16 protein-coding genes are annotated in these 18,420 nt (G+C 30.9%); 2 read left to right on the top strand and 14 right to left on the bottom strand.

Features of this window, described 5'->3' with window-relative positions; translation table 11 throughout:
* Window positions 1–282: 282 nt before the first annotated feature.
* From KQI41_RS03270 to guaD, 10 genes are all read right to left on the bottom strand, one after another.
* A complete protein-coding gene (locus tag KQI41_RS03270; RefSeq protein ID WP_154438965.1) occupies window positions 283–543 on the bottom strand; it encodes a hypothetical protein in 261 nt (86 codons plus the stop codon).
* Window positions 544–828, bottom strand: a complete 285-nt coding sequence (locus KQI41_RS03265) for a NifU family protein (RefSeq protein WP_229768476.1) — start codon at window positions 826–828, stop codon at window positions 544–546.
* 43 nt (window positions 829–871) lie between these two features.
* Window positions 872–2,335, bottom strand: a complete 1,464-nt coding sequence (locus KQI41_RS03260) for a 4-hydroxyphenylacetate 3-hydroxylase family protein (RefSeq protein WP_154438963.1) — start codon at window positions 2,333–2,335, stop codon at window positions 872–874.
* Window positions 2,336–2,414: 79 nt separating this feature from the next.
* Window positions 2,415–3,716 carry an acetyl-CoA hydrolase/transferase family protein gene (locus KQI41_RS03255; protein WP_154438962.1) on the bottom strand — a complete coding sequence of 434 codons (1,302 nt, stop codon included), beginning with the start codon at window positions 3,714–3,716 and terminating at the stop codon, window positions 2,415–2,417.
* Window positions 3,717–3,726: 10 nt separating this feature from the next.
* On the bottom strand, window positions 3,727–4,842 hold the full coding sequence (locus tag KQI41_RS03250; RefSeq protein ID WP_154438961.1) for a 4-hydroxybutyrate dehydrogenase: 1,116 nt from the start codon (window positions 4,840–4,842) through the stop codon (window positions 3,727–3,729).
* Window positions 4,843–4,863: 21 nt separating this feature from the next.
* Entirely contained in the window at window positions 4,864–6,225 is a 1,362-nt protein-coding gene (locus KQI41_RS03245; protein WP_326828292.1) for an aldehyde dehydrogenase family protein, read from the bottom strand.
* A 266-nt stretch (window positions 6,226–6,491) separates the two neighbouring features.
* On the bottom strand, window positions 6,492–7,868 hold the full coding sequence (locus tag KQI41_RS03240; RefSeq protein ID WP_154438960.1) for a sigma-54 interaction domain-containing protein: 1,377 nt from the start codon (window positions 7,866–7,868) through the stop codon (window positions 6,492–6,494).
* Window positions 7,869–7,905: 37 nt separating this feature from the next.
* A complete protein-coding gene (locus KQI41_RS03235) occupies window positions 7,906–8,901 on the bottom strand; it encodes a nucleoid-associated protein (protein ID WP_154438959.1) in 996 nt (331 codons plus the stop codon).
* Window positions 8,902–9,002: 101 nt separating this feature from the next.
* On the bottom strand, window positions 9,003–10,673 hold the full coding sequence (locus KQI41_RS03230; protein WP_154438958.1) for a PucR family transcriptional regulator: 1,671 nt from the start codon (window positions 10,671–10,673) through the stop codon (window positions 9,003–9,005).
* Between the two features lie 13 nt (window positions 10,674–10,686).
* Window positions 10,687–11,964 carry a guanine deaminase gene (gene guaD, locus KQI41_RS03225; RefSeq protein ID WP_154438957.1) on the bottom strand — a complete coding sequence of 426 codons (1,278 nt, stop codon included), beginning with the start codon at window positions 11,962–11,964 and terminating at the stop codon, window positions 10,687–10,689.
* 343 nt (window positions 11,965–12,307) lie between these two features.
* Here guaD and KQI41_RS03220 point away from each other — a divergent pair, with 343 nt between their 5' ends.
* On the top strand, window positions 12,308–13,087 hold the full coding sequence (locus KQI41_RS03220) for a CAP domain-containing protein (RefSeq protein ID WP_216584862.1): 780 nt from the start codon (window positions 12,308–12,310) through the stop codon (window positions 13,085–13,087).
* 104 nt (window positions 13,088–13,191) lie between these two features.
* Window positions 13,192–14,565, top strand: coding sequence for an MATE family efflux transporter (locus KQI41_RS03215; protein ID WP_154438956.1), 1,374 nt, complete (start codon window positions 13,192–13,194; stop codon window positions 14,563–14,565).
* Window positions 14,566–14,586: 21 nt separating this feature from the next.
* Here the strand turns inward: KQI41_RS03215 and KQI41_RS03210 are convergent, their stop codons facing one another.
* From KQI41_RS03210 to KQI41_RS03195, 4 genes are all read right to left on the bottom strand, one after another.
* Window positions 14,587–15,207, bottom strand: coding sequence for an NUDIX hydrolase (locus tag KQI41_RS03210; RefSeq protein WP_154438955.1), 621 nt, complete (start codon window positions 15,205–15,207; stop codon window positions 14,587–14,589).
* Window positions 15,208–15,271: 64 nt separating this feature from the next.
* Complete coding sequence (locus KQI41_RS03205; RefSeq protein ID WP_154438954.1) at window positions 15,272–15,793, bottom strand: peroxiredoxin; 522 nt, start codon at window positions 15,791–15,793, stop codon at window positions 15,272–15,274.
* A 107-nt stretch (window positions 15,794–15,900) separates the two neighbouring features.
* On the bottom strand, window positions 15,901–17,109 hold the full coding sequence (locus tag KQI41_RS03200; protein ID WP_154438953.1) for a patatin-like phospholipase family protein: 1,209 nt from the start codon (window positions 17,107–17,109) through the stop codon (window positions 15,901–15,903).
* 13 nt (window positions 17,110–17,122) lie between these two features.
* The gene (locus KQI41_RS03195) at window positions 17,123–18,277 is read right to left on the bottom strand and encodes a CapA family protein (protein WP_154438952.1); all 1,155 of its coding nucleotides are present in this window, start codon (window positions 18,275–18,277) and stop codon (window positions 17,123–17,125) included.
* Window positions 18,278–18,420 lie beyond the last annotated feature (143 nt).

Genomic DNA, 18,420 nt, shown 5'->3' with positions numbered 1-18,420 from the left:
TCTCTGTATTGGTTATATTATACTCTCCACAGACTAAATAAGCTGAAAAATCAATATCATCAGGAGCTTGGTCTATTGCAGGTGCATCTACTCCAATATTTACTACTCCTTTTTCTGCTAACCACTTTACCCCTTCATAGTAATATTTCCATTCTAGTTACATTATACATTATCTACATACCAATTCTTATATTTATTTTTATCCCAAATATATATTCTTATTTATAACTAAAAACCCCAGTCAAAATTATATTCTAACTAGGGTTTCTTTGAAGTATGATATTATAGTATTTCATCTATCCTTATTTTTATATTCTTATAATCATTATCTCTAATAATTATAAAGCCTTTTTTAGAATTTAAGTCATGTAATCCCGCACATGCTATATGACATCCATTAATTACAATAATAAAGTCATATTCTTCATCCTCTTTAGCATAACTAAATTCAAGGTTTTTATAATCTGCTTTTATTTTTTCTGCAATAGTAGTCCGTTCAAATCTGGAATTACATCCACCACAATATTTTATACCTACCTTCACCTATTCACCACCATTTAAAAGTTTTTTAGCAAAGGCTAATAATTCATCATCAACTTGATTGACCAAAATAACTTTGTCTATTGAATCCCCTAGTTTTTCCTTCAATATGCTCTCTACAATCTCCTCAGTAGTAATCTGAGCAGAGGGACATCCATGGCAATTACCAGTCAATGTTATTCTCACCGTTTTGTCAATAACAGAATTAACCCTTATGTCTCCCCCATGTAATTTAAGCTGTGGTCTTACAAAGTTTTCCACCACATCTTCTATTTCCTTCAATAACATATCGTTCAAAACCAACCCTCCACTAGATTATTTTATTAACTTATTAGTTATCTTTACTTAAATCTAATTGTGCAATTTTTCTTGCCATTTCTTTCTTAGATTCAAGGTTTCCTTGACGAGCAATCATTATTCTCTGAGCCTGTGGAGAACCAGCACCGTGCATTGATTCAGTTCTATATCCAACTGCTGCTGTACCTAATGTAATATTTTCAATTAATCTTAACACTCTCATACGATTTTCTGTTGAAGTTCCAGTTTTGCCAACTAAATATTTTTCAACATATTTTCCTATTTCTGGATCTTTAAAATCTTTTTCTGAAGGCATTGTAACCATCAGTCCCCCAGCTATATCTTCTGCTAATCTTGAGATTTCATATGGGAAACGAGTTACATTTTGTTTACATACATTTGCTAGTAATAAATCTATTAAATAGTTTCCTGATGCTGTTTTACTTCCCTCTGCTGAACAGGCAACAGCACATGCCCATAGAGTTTCATTTAAATGTGTCATTTCGATTAACTTATCCTTTATATGACTAGCCTTATTTGCACCATTATAATCTGCTGCTAAAGCCGCTGCACCTATTAGAACATCACCTACACCTGTTTTACAAGCATAAGATTGTCTATGGTATCCTGCAAATCTTTCTACTAACATACCAGCATATTTCGCCTCTTGACACATAAATACTCTATCATTTGGAACAAATACATCATTGAATATTACCAATGCTTCATGTCCACCAAATTGAGCATTTCCAAGGTCAATATCTGCACCTTCTTCTAACTTTCTTGTATCACATGATTGACGACCATAAATCATAATTACTCCTTCAGCATCTGATGGAACTGCAAAAGATACTGCATAGTCCTTATCTTCTTCTTTTAATGCAATGGTCGGCATGATTAAATGTTCGTGAGAGTTTACAGCTCCTGTTTGGTGAGCCTTTGCCCCTCTTACTACGATTCCGTCTTCCCTTACTTCTGTAATGCGAAGATATAAATCTGGGTCTTCCTGTTGAGATGGTGAAAGTCCTCTATCTCCTTTAGGGTCTGTCATGGCTCCATCTACTGTATAGTCATTTTCTTGAATGAATTTTAAGTAATTTACAAATCTCTCATGATAATTTGTACCATATTCTTTATCCATTTCAAATGTAGTAGAATATATTGCGTTGAAAGCATCCATTCCTACACACCTTTGGAAACAAGATGCAGTTTTCTGACCTAATAGTCTTTGCATTTTTATTTTTTTAATTAAATCTTCAGTACTTTGGTGAATATGGCAGAATCTATTGATTACTTCACCAGTTAAATGAGATTTTGTAGTCATTAAATCCTTATATTCTTCTTGCTGTGCTAATTCATAGGTCATTGCTACTGAATTCATAGAAGGTCTGATTATTGGATGATCTACAGGATTTTCAACAAGTTCCCCAAATAAATACACCTTTAGATTCATTTTTCTTAAACTTTCTATATATTCCTCCCTGGTCATTAATGCCATTTGACACATCTCCTTTTAAATATATTTATAATAATATATAACAACTCTAACATAAGGAGGCTATAATGCCCCCTTTATATTAGAACTTACCGGAAAATCTAATTTCCCATTCTTTGATTAACTGGTCTCTGAAATCTGGATGGGCTATATTTATTAAAGCTCTTCCTCTCGCTTTTAAGGTTTTTCCTTTAAGATTTGCTACTCCGTATTCAGTAACTACATAATGTACATCATTTCTTGAAGTAGTAACTGCTGCACCTTCATCTATTATAGGTACTATTCTTGAAATCTTTCCTTTTGCTGCTGTAGAAGGCATTGCTATAATTGACTTTCCATCCTTTGCCATGGAAGCACCACGAACAAAGTCTACCTGTCCTCCTACTCCACTGAATTGCTTCTTGCCTACTGTGTCTGAAACCACTTGCCCCATTAAATCCACTTGGATACAAGAATTAATGGATACCATTTTATAATTTTGCATTATAACACATGGGTCATTTACATAGTCTACTGGATACATTTCCAGTTCTGGATTATTGTTTACAAAATCATATAGTCTCTTTGTACCCATTAAAAATGTAACTACCATTTTCCCTGGATGTAAAGTTTTCATCTTATTTGTAATTACTCCTGCTTCGTATAGTTCTACAACACCATCAGAAATCATTTCAGAATGGATACCTAAATCCTTTTTATCCTTTAAGAATAATAATACTGCATCTGGTATTGCCCCTATACCTAATTGAAGTGTAGAGCCATCTTCAACTAATGAAGCACAATGTTCTCCTATAGCTCTTTCTACCTCAGAAATCTTAGGAGGATTTAAAACTGGAATAGGCATATTGCCTTCCACTATATAATCTAATTCTGACACATGAATATTAGAATCTCCCATTGTCCTTGGCATCTCTTCATTTATCTGAGCTATGGTTATTTTTGCAGATTTAGCAGCTTCTTTTGTATAGTCTACAGATGTACCTAAGCTGCAATATCCATTTTCATCTGGTTTACTAACACTTATAAGTGCAACATCTACTGGAAGACTGCCATCTCTAAAAAGCCTTGGAACTTCTGAGAAAAAACATGGTGTATAGTCTGCCCTCCCTGAGTTTACCGCCTCTCTAGTAGATCCACCTACAAATATGGCATTGTGACGGAAATGCTTCTCCATACCCTCTTCCAAATATTCACCTTTTCCCATTGGAACCATGTGAACTATTTCTACATTTTCATATTGAGATTTATTTGCCACCATGGCTTCTATTATTAAAGTTGGTTCACCTACAGCATGACCTATTACTACTCTATCACCAGACTCTATATGTTTTACTGCTTCTTCTTTAGATACTAATCTATTGTTATATTCTAATTTCCAATCCATATAATCACTCCTAAAACAATCTAGCAAAAACACCTTTTATTTCATCTCTTGATAATTCTGTATAATTATTTGCTAATAATCTTTGTTGTTTTTCAAGTACAGATATTGTAAATTCTTCTATTTCTTCTTCCTTCATGCCATATTCTCTAAGTGATTTTTTAGGAAGTAAATTATTTAATATTTTCTCAAGTTCATCATATACCTTTTCAGCTGTAGTTCCTATTATATCTGCTAACATCTTATTTACATCTTTAATCTTTCCATCTGGATTCAATCTATTATATGTCTTAAATACTTCCACAAAGAATTGGTAGTTTACCTCTCCATGTGGCACATGATAAGTACCTCCCACTGGATAAGATAAAGCGTGAACTGCCCCTACCCCTGTATTTGCAAAAGCTATTCCAGCATAATTACTTGCAATTAAGAAATCCTCTATTATTTCAATTCTATAGTCTTCACCTTTTTCAATAATTTCTAAATATCCTTTTAAGATAATTTCAATAGCTTTTATACTAAATAGTTCAGTATAACAATTGGATTTTGGTGAAACTAAAGATTCTATTGCATGGATTAAAGCATCTATGGAACTAGTCACAAAAAATTTATATGGTAATGTTTTTAGCATTTCAGGTATCATGATTGCATAATCTGCATATAATTCATCTATTGCTAATCCCATCTTTGTTCCTTTAGATTTTAATTCAGCTATGGAAATATTAGTAGCTTCACTACCTGTACCACATGTAGTAGGAATAATTATTAACTCTTTATCCTTTATCATTGGAATAGATTTTTCAAATAGCTCCAATGTATTTGAAGCATTCTTAATTACAAATAATTTTGCAATATCTATTACAGAACCTCCACCAATTGCAATTACTCTATTAAAGTCAACGTCTTTTATATCAGCAAATATTTTGTCTATCATCTCATCTGAAGGTTCTCCTAATCCATACTTTTCTTGATATACAACATGGCATGGTAATTTAAAGTCTCCAAAATAAGGCTGATAAATATATTCATTTGTAAGCACCAAATCCTTCTCAGTAATTGGAAACGTCTCTACAAATTCATCACAGCTATTAAATTTATATATTTCAGGTTTTACAACTAATTGTCTCATTTAATTACCCCCTTATTATATCTAAGCCCAAATTTCTTCGTCTGTAGGTGCAGTAACTCCTGTTTTCACGAAGGCTACTCTTGATACATTTATTAAATGTTTATAGTTTAGATTTTCTGATATACTGTTATTTCCCCAAGTTCCGCAACCTAAAGTAGTGGTTGGTGATAAGCTATTAAATAATGAACCACCTGCTGTAGTAGATGATGGTGCATTTACAACTAGTCTTGAAACTGTAAGATTTAATCCAGCATATTTTATATGTTCTTGATTATTGGAATGAATCGCAGTTGTATGTCCTTTACCTTCTAATTCAAGATTTGTTTGAGCTATCTCTACTGCTTCTTCAAATGTATTGTAAGGAATTATTATCATTACTGGACACATCTTTTCCTTACAAAGTAAATCTTCTTTTCCAACTCCTGTTGGTTCTAATAATATTACCTTAGTCTCCTTTGGTACTTCAACACCTGCTAAATCTGCAATAAATTGTACTGACTGTCCTACTACATCGCCATTTATCATTCCATTTTTAAATAAAACTTCTCTAAACTTACTTACAGTTTCTTCATCTCCAACATAGAAAGCTCCATTTGCTTCCATAGCTTTCACAACATCCTCATATTTATCTTCTGGTACTATGATGGATTGTTCTCCTGAACAAATAATTCCATTATCAAATTTTCTTCCTGCTATTACTTTCTCAGTAGCTTCTATATAATCTATATCTCTATCTAAAACTACTTGAACATTACCAGCTCCTACTCCAAAAGACGGTTTTCCACTGGAATATGCTGATTTAACCATAGCCATTCCACCTGTGGCAAGTACAACATCTGATTTCTGCATTAGTTCATTTGTTAATTCTATTGATGGCTCTTCGATTATTTGTATAAGATTATCAGGTCCTCCTAGTTTTTTAATTTCTTCATTCATCAATTCTACTGCATGAGTACTTGATTTTTTAGATCTAGGATGTGGCGCAACAATTATGGCATTGCCGCCTTTTAAGGCAAACATTGCATTACACATAGGTGTAACAATTGGATTTGTAGTAGGAGTAACAGCACATACTACTCCTATAGGTTTAGCTATGGAGATTAATCCATTTTCAACATCTTCATCTATTATACCTATGGATTTTTTGTCCTTTAAACTATTCCAAATAGTCTTGGATTTTCCTCTATTTTTTGCTACTTTATCTTCGTATACTCCCATTCTTGTCTCTTCTACGGCTTCTTTGGCTAAGATTTCAGCATTATCATAAATTACCTTTCCTATTGCCTTGACAATGCTGTCTACTTTTTCTTGATTAAATGTTTCATATACTCTTTGTGCTTCTCTAGCCTTTTCCACCATAATGTCTATAACTGTTTTATCCACTTGGCAACCCCTCTTTTCTAAATTTTGTTATTATCTATTGCAATAAATATGCCAATTTTTTAACATTTCTCTATACCCCTCTGTTCTTCTCGTTAAATAATTAACTATATTGTATAAAGAAATATTTCCAGTTTCTTTTGTTGTATTATTGCAACAACTTTTTTCTGGAAATATTAGGTATTTATCAATCCTATTGGTTAAAATACTAATTATCTATTCTTTCCATCTATGTTGTAAAATTGCAATTAGTTGCAATTTTACAACGCTTATTTATATTTTTGTCTTTTTCTTACAAAAGTAGAAGGGTCTATTTCTAATGCTTTTGCAGCATCTCGTACATTTCCATATTTATCGAATGAAATTTCTAATAGATGCTTTTCAACTTTATTTAATGCTTGTTTTAATGGCACTATTTCATTTTCATTGATTATATTTTGAGATTCGTTCCAAGCTAATACTGATTTAGGAAGGTCTGATTTACTGATTATATCTTTCTCAGACATTACAACCATTCTTTCGATAATATTTCTCAGTTCTCGTACATTCCCCTTCCATTCATAGGCATATAATGTTTTCATCACTTCACTGGATATGGTTTTTTTAAATTTATATTTCTTATTTAATTTATCTAAAAAATAGTGTATAAGTGGAATAATGTCATCTCGCCTATCTCTCAATGGAGGTATTATAATTGGTACTATATTTAATCTATAATATAAATCCTCCCTAAATACCTTTTCTCTTACCATTTCTTCAAGATTTCTATTGGTAGCTGCTAAAATTCTAACATCTACTGTTATCTCTTCTATTCCACCAACTCTAGTAAATTGCCCATCTTGAAGTACTCTTAGAAATTTTACCTGCATATCAGGAGGCAATTCTCCTATTTCGTCTAAAAATATTGTTCCTCCATCAGCTACTTCAAATAAACCTATTTTTCCTTCTCTATTTGCCCCTGTAAATGAGCCTTTTTCATAGCCAAATAATTCTGCTTCTATTAATGTCTTAGGTATAGATCCACAATTAATTTTTATAAATGGTTTATTTGCTCTACTACTATTTTTATATATCAATTTTGAAATCTCTTCCTTACCTACTCCAGTCTCCCCTGTTATCAATACTGTTGTATCAATTGGAGCTACTCGAATTGCCATTTGAATAATGTCTAACATCTTTTTATCCATGGCAATTAAATCATTATTCTTTAGTAGTTCTATTTTTAAAGCTTCAAGTTCTACAGAATACTTCTTAGTAAGGCTTTCTTTTTCATCTAATTTTTCCTTCAGTTCATATAATTCAGTAATATCTCTTACATTTGTAACTACCATTGTAATATCTCCTGCACTATTAAATACGGGAGTAGATGTAACCAATGCTTTTTTTCCAGTCTTAAAATTCTGTTCAATGGTGTTTATCTTTCTATCTTTCAATACCAATAGAGTAGCCGATTGAGATATATATCCTTCCTTTACTAAATCATTCATATTTCTCCCAATTAGTTCCTCAACCTTTATACCAGCAATCCTTTCATAAGCCTTATTTACCATTATTGTATTGGCATCTCCATCAGTTATATAAATCCCATCATAAGATGAGTCCAATATATCATTTATCCTCAAATGCAAACCTTCTTCAGAAAACAAAATAATCTCTCCTCTCTGAACTAATTGAGAACTTCTACTAATTTCCCTGCTTTATCTTACTGATATTTTTTATAAGTATAGATATGGTTCCATCTGTATTATTTATAAACTCTACTATATTTCTATCTCTATAAAGGTCCACTGGAATATCTAACTGTATTCCATTATCTATTTTTATTTTATGTACAGTTAGTTTCTTTTCTGGTTTCTTTCCTTCTAAATCTACAACCTTACTTACTCCTGCCTCTTCAATTCTTTCTATATACTCTTTTTTTATATCAATATTATTGCTAAATACTTTGTTTGCCACTTCTTCTACTTCAATAACACCAGTATCTAGATTATCATATATTGCTTCCTTTATGGCAGATACTTTTTCAAAATCATCTTCATAGTATTCTTTAGTCATTTTCTTTGCCACATCTCTAATTACCTTTATACTCTCCTTAATAGAAAGGTCAGTATCACAATCTAGAAACATTTTAGAAAAATATAATATCTTTTCTCCTTCAATATCATATTCCCTTTCAAATATCTTTATGGATAAATCCTCCGATTTAATTAAAGCAGCTTCAATACTTTTCTGGGTTTCTGATGGAAACATTACTTTGTTAACAACTATCTTATTTGCAGTCCCATTGTCCCCATAATCCACATAATGGGTATAACCCTCCTTATAGTTTAACTTTACCAACATTATATAATTTTGATTTTCTATAATCAATGATGCTATTAATAAATCTCCGCTGGGAATTTCCGTATATCTTACCATAATTTCATATAGTTTTTCTGCAATTAATATACTTGTCCCAATAAAGTCCTCATTAATATTTATAGTTAAATCTTTAATCTTTGAACTTTCTGTAAATCTTCCTAATTTAACCCCTTGGTCATTAAACATTCTTTCAATATGTTTTCCAATAAATTCTTGTATCTTTTCATTAGTTAAGTCTAAAACTTCCTGAGAATATACAGGTAATGAATTTATAGAATCCAATATATGAAGTATAGCATTACTCACTTGTATCTCCAATTTTTATCTCTCCTTTGCTACCATTAATTATACTATAATTCTACAATATACAAAGATAAATATTTAAATCAAATAAAAAAACACCAGAGAAACTCTGGCATTTATTTATCTAATAGTTCTTTAATTTTTAGTGCAATTTCTAGATTTAATCTATGATTCGGGTCCTCTAAATCCATTTTTGTTATTTCAGTAATACGATTTATTCTATAAAGTACCGTATTATAATGGGTGAATAGCTGTTCCGATATTCTAGTTAAATTTCCATTGTTTTTAAAGTATACATCTAAGGTCTTTACTAGCTCTGTGGATTTCTTACTATCATAGTCCACTAAAGGCTTTAAAGTAGAGTTATAAAAATCCTCTAACTCATCTTTTAATATCTCCTCAGATAAAATTTTAAATATTCCCAGCTCGTCAAAGGTAACTATTTCCTTTGTTGTAATAATCTTACCTATTCGTACTGTTCTTACTGCATCTTGGAAGCTTTTATCTACATTTTCTAATTTTTTATATACTCTTCCTATTCCTATTTTTACATCTAACTTATCTGATTTATTTCTAATAGATTCTAGTATCTTTTGATTAAATTCTTTAATTTTATCTTGAATAAAATCTGTTGTTGTAAAACTTAAAAGAATTTGAATTCCATTTGCTTTAGTAGATACAATTCCCTTTAAATTTAAATAATTCATAAATTCCTCTATTGTATGTACCATTGGATTTATAAAATCCTGTATATAATTTACCATTAACTCATTTTCATCATCTTCATTTTTATGTTTAAAACTCATTACCTCTATAACATAGGAATCCTCAAGCTGTAAATTAAAGAACCTCGCCCTATCTAATGCTTTCCTCTTCCTCTTACTGTCAATAGAAATTAAATCCTCAAAAAACTCTGATCTATATCTTATTTCTACTTCCTTTATAGATAGTTCCTGTAATATACTTAGGGCAATAGTAGTTGATGCAGATTCTATAATAGCCAAATCAAACCCACCTATGGGCATATCTGTACCCCAAGCAAATAAATGTCCATATACATGTTCTCGCAATACTATGGGCATTATCATCCTTTTTATATATTTTCCATCGATTATTACTTTATCTTCAATTAATTTTTTCAATTTACTTTTATTATTATTGTGTTCATAAAACTCTTTTACCTCTTTGCACAACTCATGAATATTATTAGGGTCACTTCCTTCTAAGGCTTTTATAGTTTCATTGGAGAAATTTAGATGGAGTATTACAGGATTCTTAATGTTTTCCCTAACTATTTCAACTAAATTCTCTAATCCATTTCCTTCTAACATTGCCCCCATTAACTTTTCATGAACCTTTTCAATTCTTTCTAGTAGTGAAGCTTGTTTATTAAATATCTCCCTAAAGGTTACCATCATTATATCAGATAGAGGTATGGAATAATTAATATCTATTATGGGGAAACTCAGATCATTAGCCAAATCCAGAACCTCTTGAGATAGATTTTCTAAATAAGGTGATATTTTAATTCCCAACCCTGCTAAATTTTTAGAAGCACATTCTTTTATAAGTTCTTTCTGAGATTCAATAGTATCCTTTTTAAAGGAGTATGCAGTCGTTAATAAAAACTCTCCCTCTGTTGTCCATTCTAATATATCTGGGTCTGCCATTATATTTACTCTAGATATGGTATTTCTAGCACCTCGAAATCCTGCAATTAATTTGCAGGATTCCATTACCTCTAATTTTAACATATCCTCTATACTAATGCCATTTTGTCTAGACATAGAAAAACTCCTTTTAAGATGTAAAGGGCTCCTCTATTTTTATTCCCTTTACATATCTTTCAATTATATTTCTATCATCGCCTGTATATATTATTTTTTGTAGTCTTTCTTCTATAGATAATTCATTTAATCCTATTAAAGAACTATCATCTATTATAAGTGCATCAAAATCATAACCTTTTTCAAAACTTCCTACTTCACCAAAGAAACTTCCTCCCCCTTTAGTTCCAAGGAAAAACCCTTCGTTAAATGTAAGAGGCTGAAGCTCTTTATTGCTTTCTAGCCACTTCATCTTAGAAGCTTGGATAGTGCCTCCTATGATATCCATTATACTTAAACTATTTCCACCAGAAATATCTGATGCTAATCCTACTGGTACGCCTTTGTCTAAATATTTCCTAACAGGCATTATACCGCTGGATAAATTATAGTTTGAATAAGGACAATGAGCAGCATACACTTTATTTCTACCCATTAAGTCGATTTCTTCATCAGTATTATATACACAATGTGCCATTATAGTTTTTGTTTTACCTAAAAGATTAAATTCATCATAAACTGAAGCATAATTTTTAGAATTAGGGAAAAGCTCTTTTACCCAAATAACTTCTGATGTGTTTTCACTTAAATGTGACTGCACAGGTACATCATACTTAATAGCCAGTTCCCCCAACTTTGACAGCATTTCCTCTGAACAAGTAGGTGCAAATCTAGGGGTTACTATAGGCTTCACTAAATCTGATTCACAACATTCCTTCAATATTTCTTCTGTATCTTCTATGGACTTTTTAGTATTTTCCATCAATTCTTCAGCTGTATTTCTATCCATATTTACTTTGCCCACATAAGCACCTAATCCTGATGCTATGAACATATTCATAAGAAGCTTGGTACTTTCCTTATGTATGCTTGAAAACACAACAGATCTTGTAGTTCCAAATCTCCATAAATCCTTTATAAGTTTAGAAAATACTTTTCTAGCATAATCTAAATCATCATATTTTCCCTCTTCTGGAAATGTATAAGTATCTAGCCAAGGAATAAGCTCTTTATCTAGTCCTAATCCCATATTAGGATATTGAGGAGCATGAAGATGTAAGTCTACAAATCCTGGTATAATTATTTTCCCTGTGAAATCTTTTAGAAGATAGCCTTTGTAGGAATTATCTAACTGGTTACAAATATCTACTACTTTTCCTTCTTCTATGATTATGTATGAATTCTTATGAATTTCCATTATATCCTTAGTTGGTGTAAATGCAATATCACCTTTCAATACCATATTATTCATAATTCATCACTCCTTATAAATTATCTGAATCCTTATAATATAAAAGTATTATATTACTTGGCAGATAATAATCCTATGTAGATATTATACAAATTATCACTATTTCCTTAATAATTCTAATTTATAATACTAGTCAACAAAAATCATAATTATTTCCTACTATATATAGTATATATGATTCCATGATTATCCACAACTGTCATAATCTGAGGGTTTCTCTCTCCATGTATTAAGTGTTATACTTTAAAAAATGTAATACATTTGTAATACATTTGTAACCAATTTGAAAGGAGGCAAGTGGAAGAAGTTAAATTTATATAGATTTTTAAGGAGGATACAAAAAATGAAGAGTATGAAGAAAAAGGTAGTTTATTCACTGTTGGCTGGTACTATATTAAGTTTATCTACAGCTAATGCTGCAAGTTATGACTTTAATAATTTTAACTGTAACAATGGTTATACTTTAAACTATAATTATAACAATAAATATAAAAATAACTCAAATATCCAACAAAATACAGTGGTTGATAAGTACCCTACATTCAATTGGTCTGTAGTAGTTACTAAACCAACAAATAGACCTGGAAATGTTGTGGAACTTCCAAAGCCAAGTACTCCAAGTAAACCAGATACATCAGAACCATCAAAACCAAGTAAACCGGATACATCAGAACCATCAAATCCATCAAACCCAACTACACCTACTCCACCAGCAACTGAGACTCCATCAACACCTGGTTTATCAGCAATGGAAGCTGAAGTAGTAAGGCTTGTAAATATTGAAAGACAAAAAGAAGGTTTACAGCCATTTGTAGCAAGTTCTGAACTTTCAAATGTAGCTAGAAAAAAATCAGAAGATATGGCATCAAAGAATTACTTTAGTCATACATCACCTACTTATGGTTCACCTTTTGACATGATGAAATCCTTTGGTATCAAATATAATACTGCTGGAGAAAACATTGCAAAAGGTCAACTTACTGCCCAATCTGTAGTTAACGGATGGATGAATTCATCTGGACATAGGGCGAACATAATGAATCCAAGCTTTAATAAAATAGGTGTTGGCTTAGCAAAGTCAAGCAATGGGACAAACTATTGGACTCAAATGTTTACCAACTAATTTAAAATAAAAATATTTTTTAAATATATATACTTTTTTGTGGTATAATAATAATTGGTCTCCCTAAATATTGGGGAGACTAATTATTTTATGTAGGTGATAGAATGGACAAAGAAAACCAAAGAAGAAAATTGCTCGGTGAGGAACCTATTGGAAAATTACTTATTAAATTTTCCATTCCAGCAATTACTGGAATGGTGGTAAATGCCTTATATAACGTTGTTGATAGAATCTTTATCGGTTTAGGTGTAGGCGACCTTGCCATAGGTGGGTTATTTATTAGCTCTCCCATATCCTTAATCATAATGGCATTTAGTATGTTAATAGGTATAGGTGGAAATACTTTGGTTTCCATCAAGCTAGGGCAAAATAAAAAAGAAGAAGCTGAAAAAGTTACAGGAAATTCATTTATTCTTTTAATACTTACTTCATTACTTATAACTATATTTGGACTTATATTTTTAAAACCTTTACTCGATTTGTTTGGTGCATCTCCCTCTAATTTTCAATATGCTTATGATTATATGAAAATCATACTTATTGGTGCTGTATTCCAAGCTATTGGTCTTGGTATGAATAACTTTATTCGTGGTGAAGGCAGTCCAACTATTGCAATGAAAACCATGTTAATAGGAGCTATTTCAAATACTATACTTGATCCTATTTTTATATTTTGGTTTAATATGGGCGTAAGCGGTGCAGCATTAGCAACTATTATTTCTCAAGCCTTATCAGCTATATGGGTTATGAGGTATTTCTTTGGTGGAAATAGTATGCTTACTATTAAAAAAGAATATCTAAAACCAAAATTAGATATAGCAAAAAATATTGTTGCCATTGGTCTTGGACCTTTTAGTATGCAGTTGGCAGGTAGTATGGTAACTGTATTATTAAATAATAGTCTAAAAAACTATGGTGGTGACTTAGCCAATTCTAGTATGGCTGTTATTAATAGTATTGCTATGATGGTAATGATGCCTGTTTTTGGAATAAATCAAGGTGCACAACCTATTATAGGATTTAATTATGGGGCAGAAAAATATGATAGGGTTAAAAAGACTTTAAAATATGCGATTATAGGCGCTACTTGTATAACTACGACTGGATTTATACTGACTCAATTATTTCCTATTCAGTTATATAAAATGTTCATAAGTAAAGGTGGAAATCTAACAGAGATTTCTAAAATAGGCGTTCCTGGTATGAGAATATATTTGGCAATGTTTCCAATTGTAGGAATTCAAGTGGTAAGCTCCAATTATTTTCAAGCCATTGGAAAACCAAAACATGCTATGTTACTTAGCTTATCAAGACAAGTTTTAGTACTTATTCCTGCATTAATTATTTTACCTAAAATCTATGGATTAACAGGAGTTTGGTTGGCGGGACCTATATCAGATTTGGTAGCTTCTATAATTACTATATATTTTGTAACTAGGAGTGTCAAAAATCTAAATAGTGATAAAACCACAATATAAGAGCATAATAAGAGGGCTAGTTTAAACTAGTCCTCTTATTATATCTATAAACTGTTTAGTCATTCTAGCAGTAAATCCCCAAATTATATAGTTATTATAATGATAAAACATAACCGAGTGTCTGCCACGTCTCCAATTATAATCTCTTCCCTTAGGAATTAAATTATAGGGAAATTCATCATTTAATACAGTTTTTAAATCTAAATAATAAATATCAGGCTCATTTTCTAAGAAAAAATCTAATGGCACTGTGAATATATGATCTACTTCAGAAACATTTGGAACTATATTATCCACATTTAATCCAGATATTGTGCCTAGAAAACAATGAATGGTCATATTTGCATAGGAAACCAAATAATCTAATTCTCCAATTATATTTATATTTTTTCTTTCTATATTTAACTCTTCCATAGTTTCCCTTATGGCTGCATCTACAAATGTTTCTTTATGCTCTACTTCTCCACCAGGAAATGATATTTCACCAGGTTGGTTATTTAGATTTTTAGACCTAAGTTCATATATTATTTCCAACCTATTATCCTTTTCAATAATTGGTATAAGTACAGAGTAATTCTTTTTTATATCTATGGGCATAGGAGTTCTATCTCTAATTATTTCACTAATCTTTTCTATATCCATTGTTTCCTCCTCTGGCTAATAAATAAGGATAAAAATAAAAGGAGTCTGTTAGACTCCTTTTATTTTAAAGCAGTTCTTCTCCTTCATCCCAATCTACTGGGCAAAGTCCCCCTGTTTTTAGGGCTTTAAGAACTCTTAAAGTTTCATCTACTGATCTTCCTACATTTAAATCATGAACTACTGAATATCTAACTATTCCTTCTGGGTCTATGATAAATAATCCTCTTAAAGCAACTCCTGTTTCTTCTAGTAATACTCCATAGTCTTTTGATACTTGTTTAGTCATATCAGAAGCCATTGGAAAATTTACTTTTCCTAAACTGGAATTAATCCATGCTTTATGTGAATGTTCACTATCTACTGAGACAGATAATACTTCTGCATTTTCTTTTTTAAAGTCTTCAATTCTCTTACTATATGCTGTAATTTCTGTAGGGCATACAAAAGTAAAGTCTAGTGGATAAAAGAACATAACTAACCATTTTCCTTCATAATCTGATAACTTTACTTCACCAAAATCGCAAGTTTGACCATCGCAAGTATTCATCCTAAAATCTGGTGCTTTTTTCCCAACTATTCTATCCATTTTATACCTCCGTAATTTATAATTTTATTCGTGATGTGTTTCACTATTGTATTTATATCCTTCTATTTACAATCTAAACATATATTTGATAATAATTATCATTTATTTTAATCTCTTCTCCTAAAGATTATATTTGCAATTTGAAGTAATATACTTTCCTTATTCAGCACAGGAAGAATATCTACCTTTTCTATTATTTTATCTAGAGTTCCTAATTCTTCTTTATCTACATCTATTGCACTATCTTCTACTAAAGATAATAAATTCTTAACATCATAAATTTCAAATCTTTCTATCTTTAAATATTCTGCTTTTTTTTCTAATAAATAGATAAATATTTCCTCGTAACTGCAGTCCCTATCCATAGCAATCATTGAACATATTTTTGGTATTATATGTTCAAATAAAGACCTTCTATAGTACATCTCTGGAAGCTTCAATATTTTTTCCATCTTTCTTACTTCTTCTTCTTTAATACTGAGGAAAAATTCAAGATAATAATCCTTATTATCTTCAGGACATATATAATATCTATTGCCCTTCAATCCTTTTATAGCTTTTAATCCATCATAGTATCCAAGCTCTATATTGCTCTTAGCTTTATTTCCATCATATTCATAGGACTTGCCTATATTATCAGAGGGAGATATAATTTTCGCATTTACATCTAGAGGCAAATCTATTTTCCTAGTATATCCCATAGCATGAGTTCTTATTAAAATCAAGTCCTTATATCCTCTTTCTACTAACATCTTAAATGGTAAATTATCATAAAAACCTCCATCTAAAAAGCGTTCACCATTTATCTTCTCTGATTTGAATATTGGCAGATATGCACTTGCCATTAAATAATTTTTTAATTCACCCTTTGGTATATCTTCAATAAACGAATATAATGGTTTTCTTTGACTTAAATTTATTGCTACCATTCCGAAATCCATTTTGGAATTTCTAATTTTTTCTTCGTCTATATATACATCCAACAAATCTTTTAATGGAGTAATATCTAATCCTCTTCCTACTATAAGTGTTTTTATTTTTTCCTTTAAAAAAGATAAATCTTCTTTTACTAGTTTCAGCTGCATTATCTTATCTATATCTTCATCATCTACATCCGCCACCATAGAATAAGTTATGTCACACCAAAGATCATAACACCTTTCATAATCATTTTGCACTATCATTGCACCATTTAAAGCTCCAATTGAAGTACCTGTTATTCCACTTATTTCTATACCCAGTTCTTTTAGGGCCTTATATACGCCAATATGATAAGAACCTTTAGCACCACCGCCTTCTAGAACCAAACCATACATTTATAACACATCCTTACTCCTTTACTATTTTGATTAACCCATTTTCATCTATATTAGTTCCAAAGTTTTTAGATATTTTATATAAATAGTTTATTTTCGCTATTCTTTTCTCCTTATGTAAAGGTACAGGTCTACCATGTACTATTTCGCAAGGTATTATTTTAATATTATCTATATTCTTTTCAACTAAATTTACTTGTGCAATCATAGTATTTGATGTAAGTTCAGAAGATGTTCCAAATACAAAGTTGCCTAAACTATAAAATATTGGTTTGCCTTTATAAATCTCTATCCCTTGTAAAACATGAGGATGATGACCCATTACTATGTCCACTCCAGAATCAACTAGTTTTTTCGCTAAATCCATCTCTTGCTTTCTAGGAGTATCACTTCTTTCTACTCCCCAATGAATAGCCAAAACCAATATATCTACTTCCTCTTTCATTTCCTTCACTCTGTCCAATACTTCTTGTACATGAGGGTCATATGCTCCCACAAGTCCTGCTCTTTTTCCTGATGCATACCATTTAACATCAGGTACTACTCTAGAGAATCCTAAAACTCCTACTGTAATTCCATTTCTTTCAACTATGGTACCTTTAATTGCATCTTTTTTATTATATCCAGCCCCAACTCTTTTTATTTTGCTGTTATCTATATGCTTTAATGTATCTATAAGTCCATCATAACCATAGTCTAAAGAATGATTATTAGAAAGTGACACTATATCTACTCCCGCCTCCTCCATGGCTTTTATATTCTTTGGATTAGAACGAAAGTTAAATTGCTTATTAGGCCATTTTGTTCCCTTGTTGGTAATACTGGTTTCCAAATTTCCTATGGTTATATCATCATTTTGAAAATATTCACGTACATTATCCCAAGGATAATTAAAACCATTTTTATTTATATATGTCTTTACACTTCCATCCATTAATATATCCCCTATTAAAGAAATACTAAGGTTTTGAAACTCCTCTGTTTCTTCTGTAAAACCCACTACTTTTTCTACATCTATTGGTGTTTCTTTTATTATTTCCTCTCCTGCATTTTCCCTTACTTGAATCATAGTATAATTTTTATCTCCTAAAACTTCTACAACTTTAACAGAAAATAAACCTAAAAATATACCTACTATTGCCATAAGTAAATAAAATCTTTTTTTCATTTAATCCTCCTGTAATTAATTGTTAATTATATTAAATATACCCAACAATATAAAAACTTCACCTATAATTTTTTTATAATGAATAGAAAAGTTCTCCTTTATGCTTTTATATTATCCTCTATACTTTATGTTATTATTCTTGT

It is taken from the genome of Tissierella pigra (genome assembly GCF_018917845.1).
Lineage (GTDB): Bacteria > Bacillota > Clostridia > Tissierellales > Tissierellaceae > Tissierella > Tissierella pigra.
This window is presented reverse-complemented; position numbering and strand designations above follow the sequence as displayed.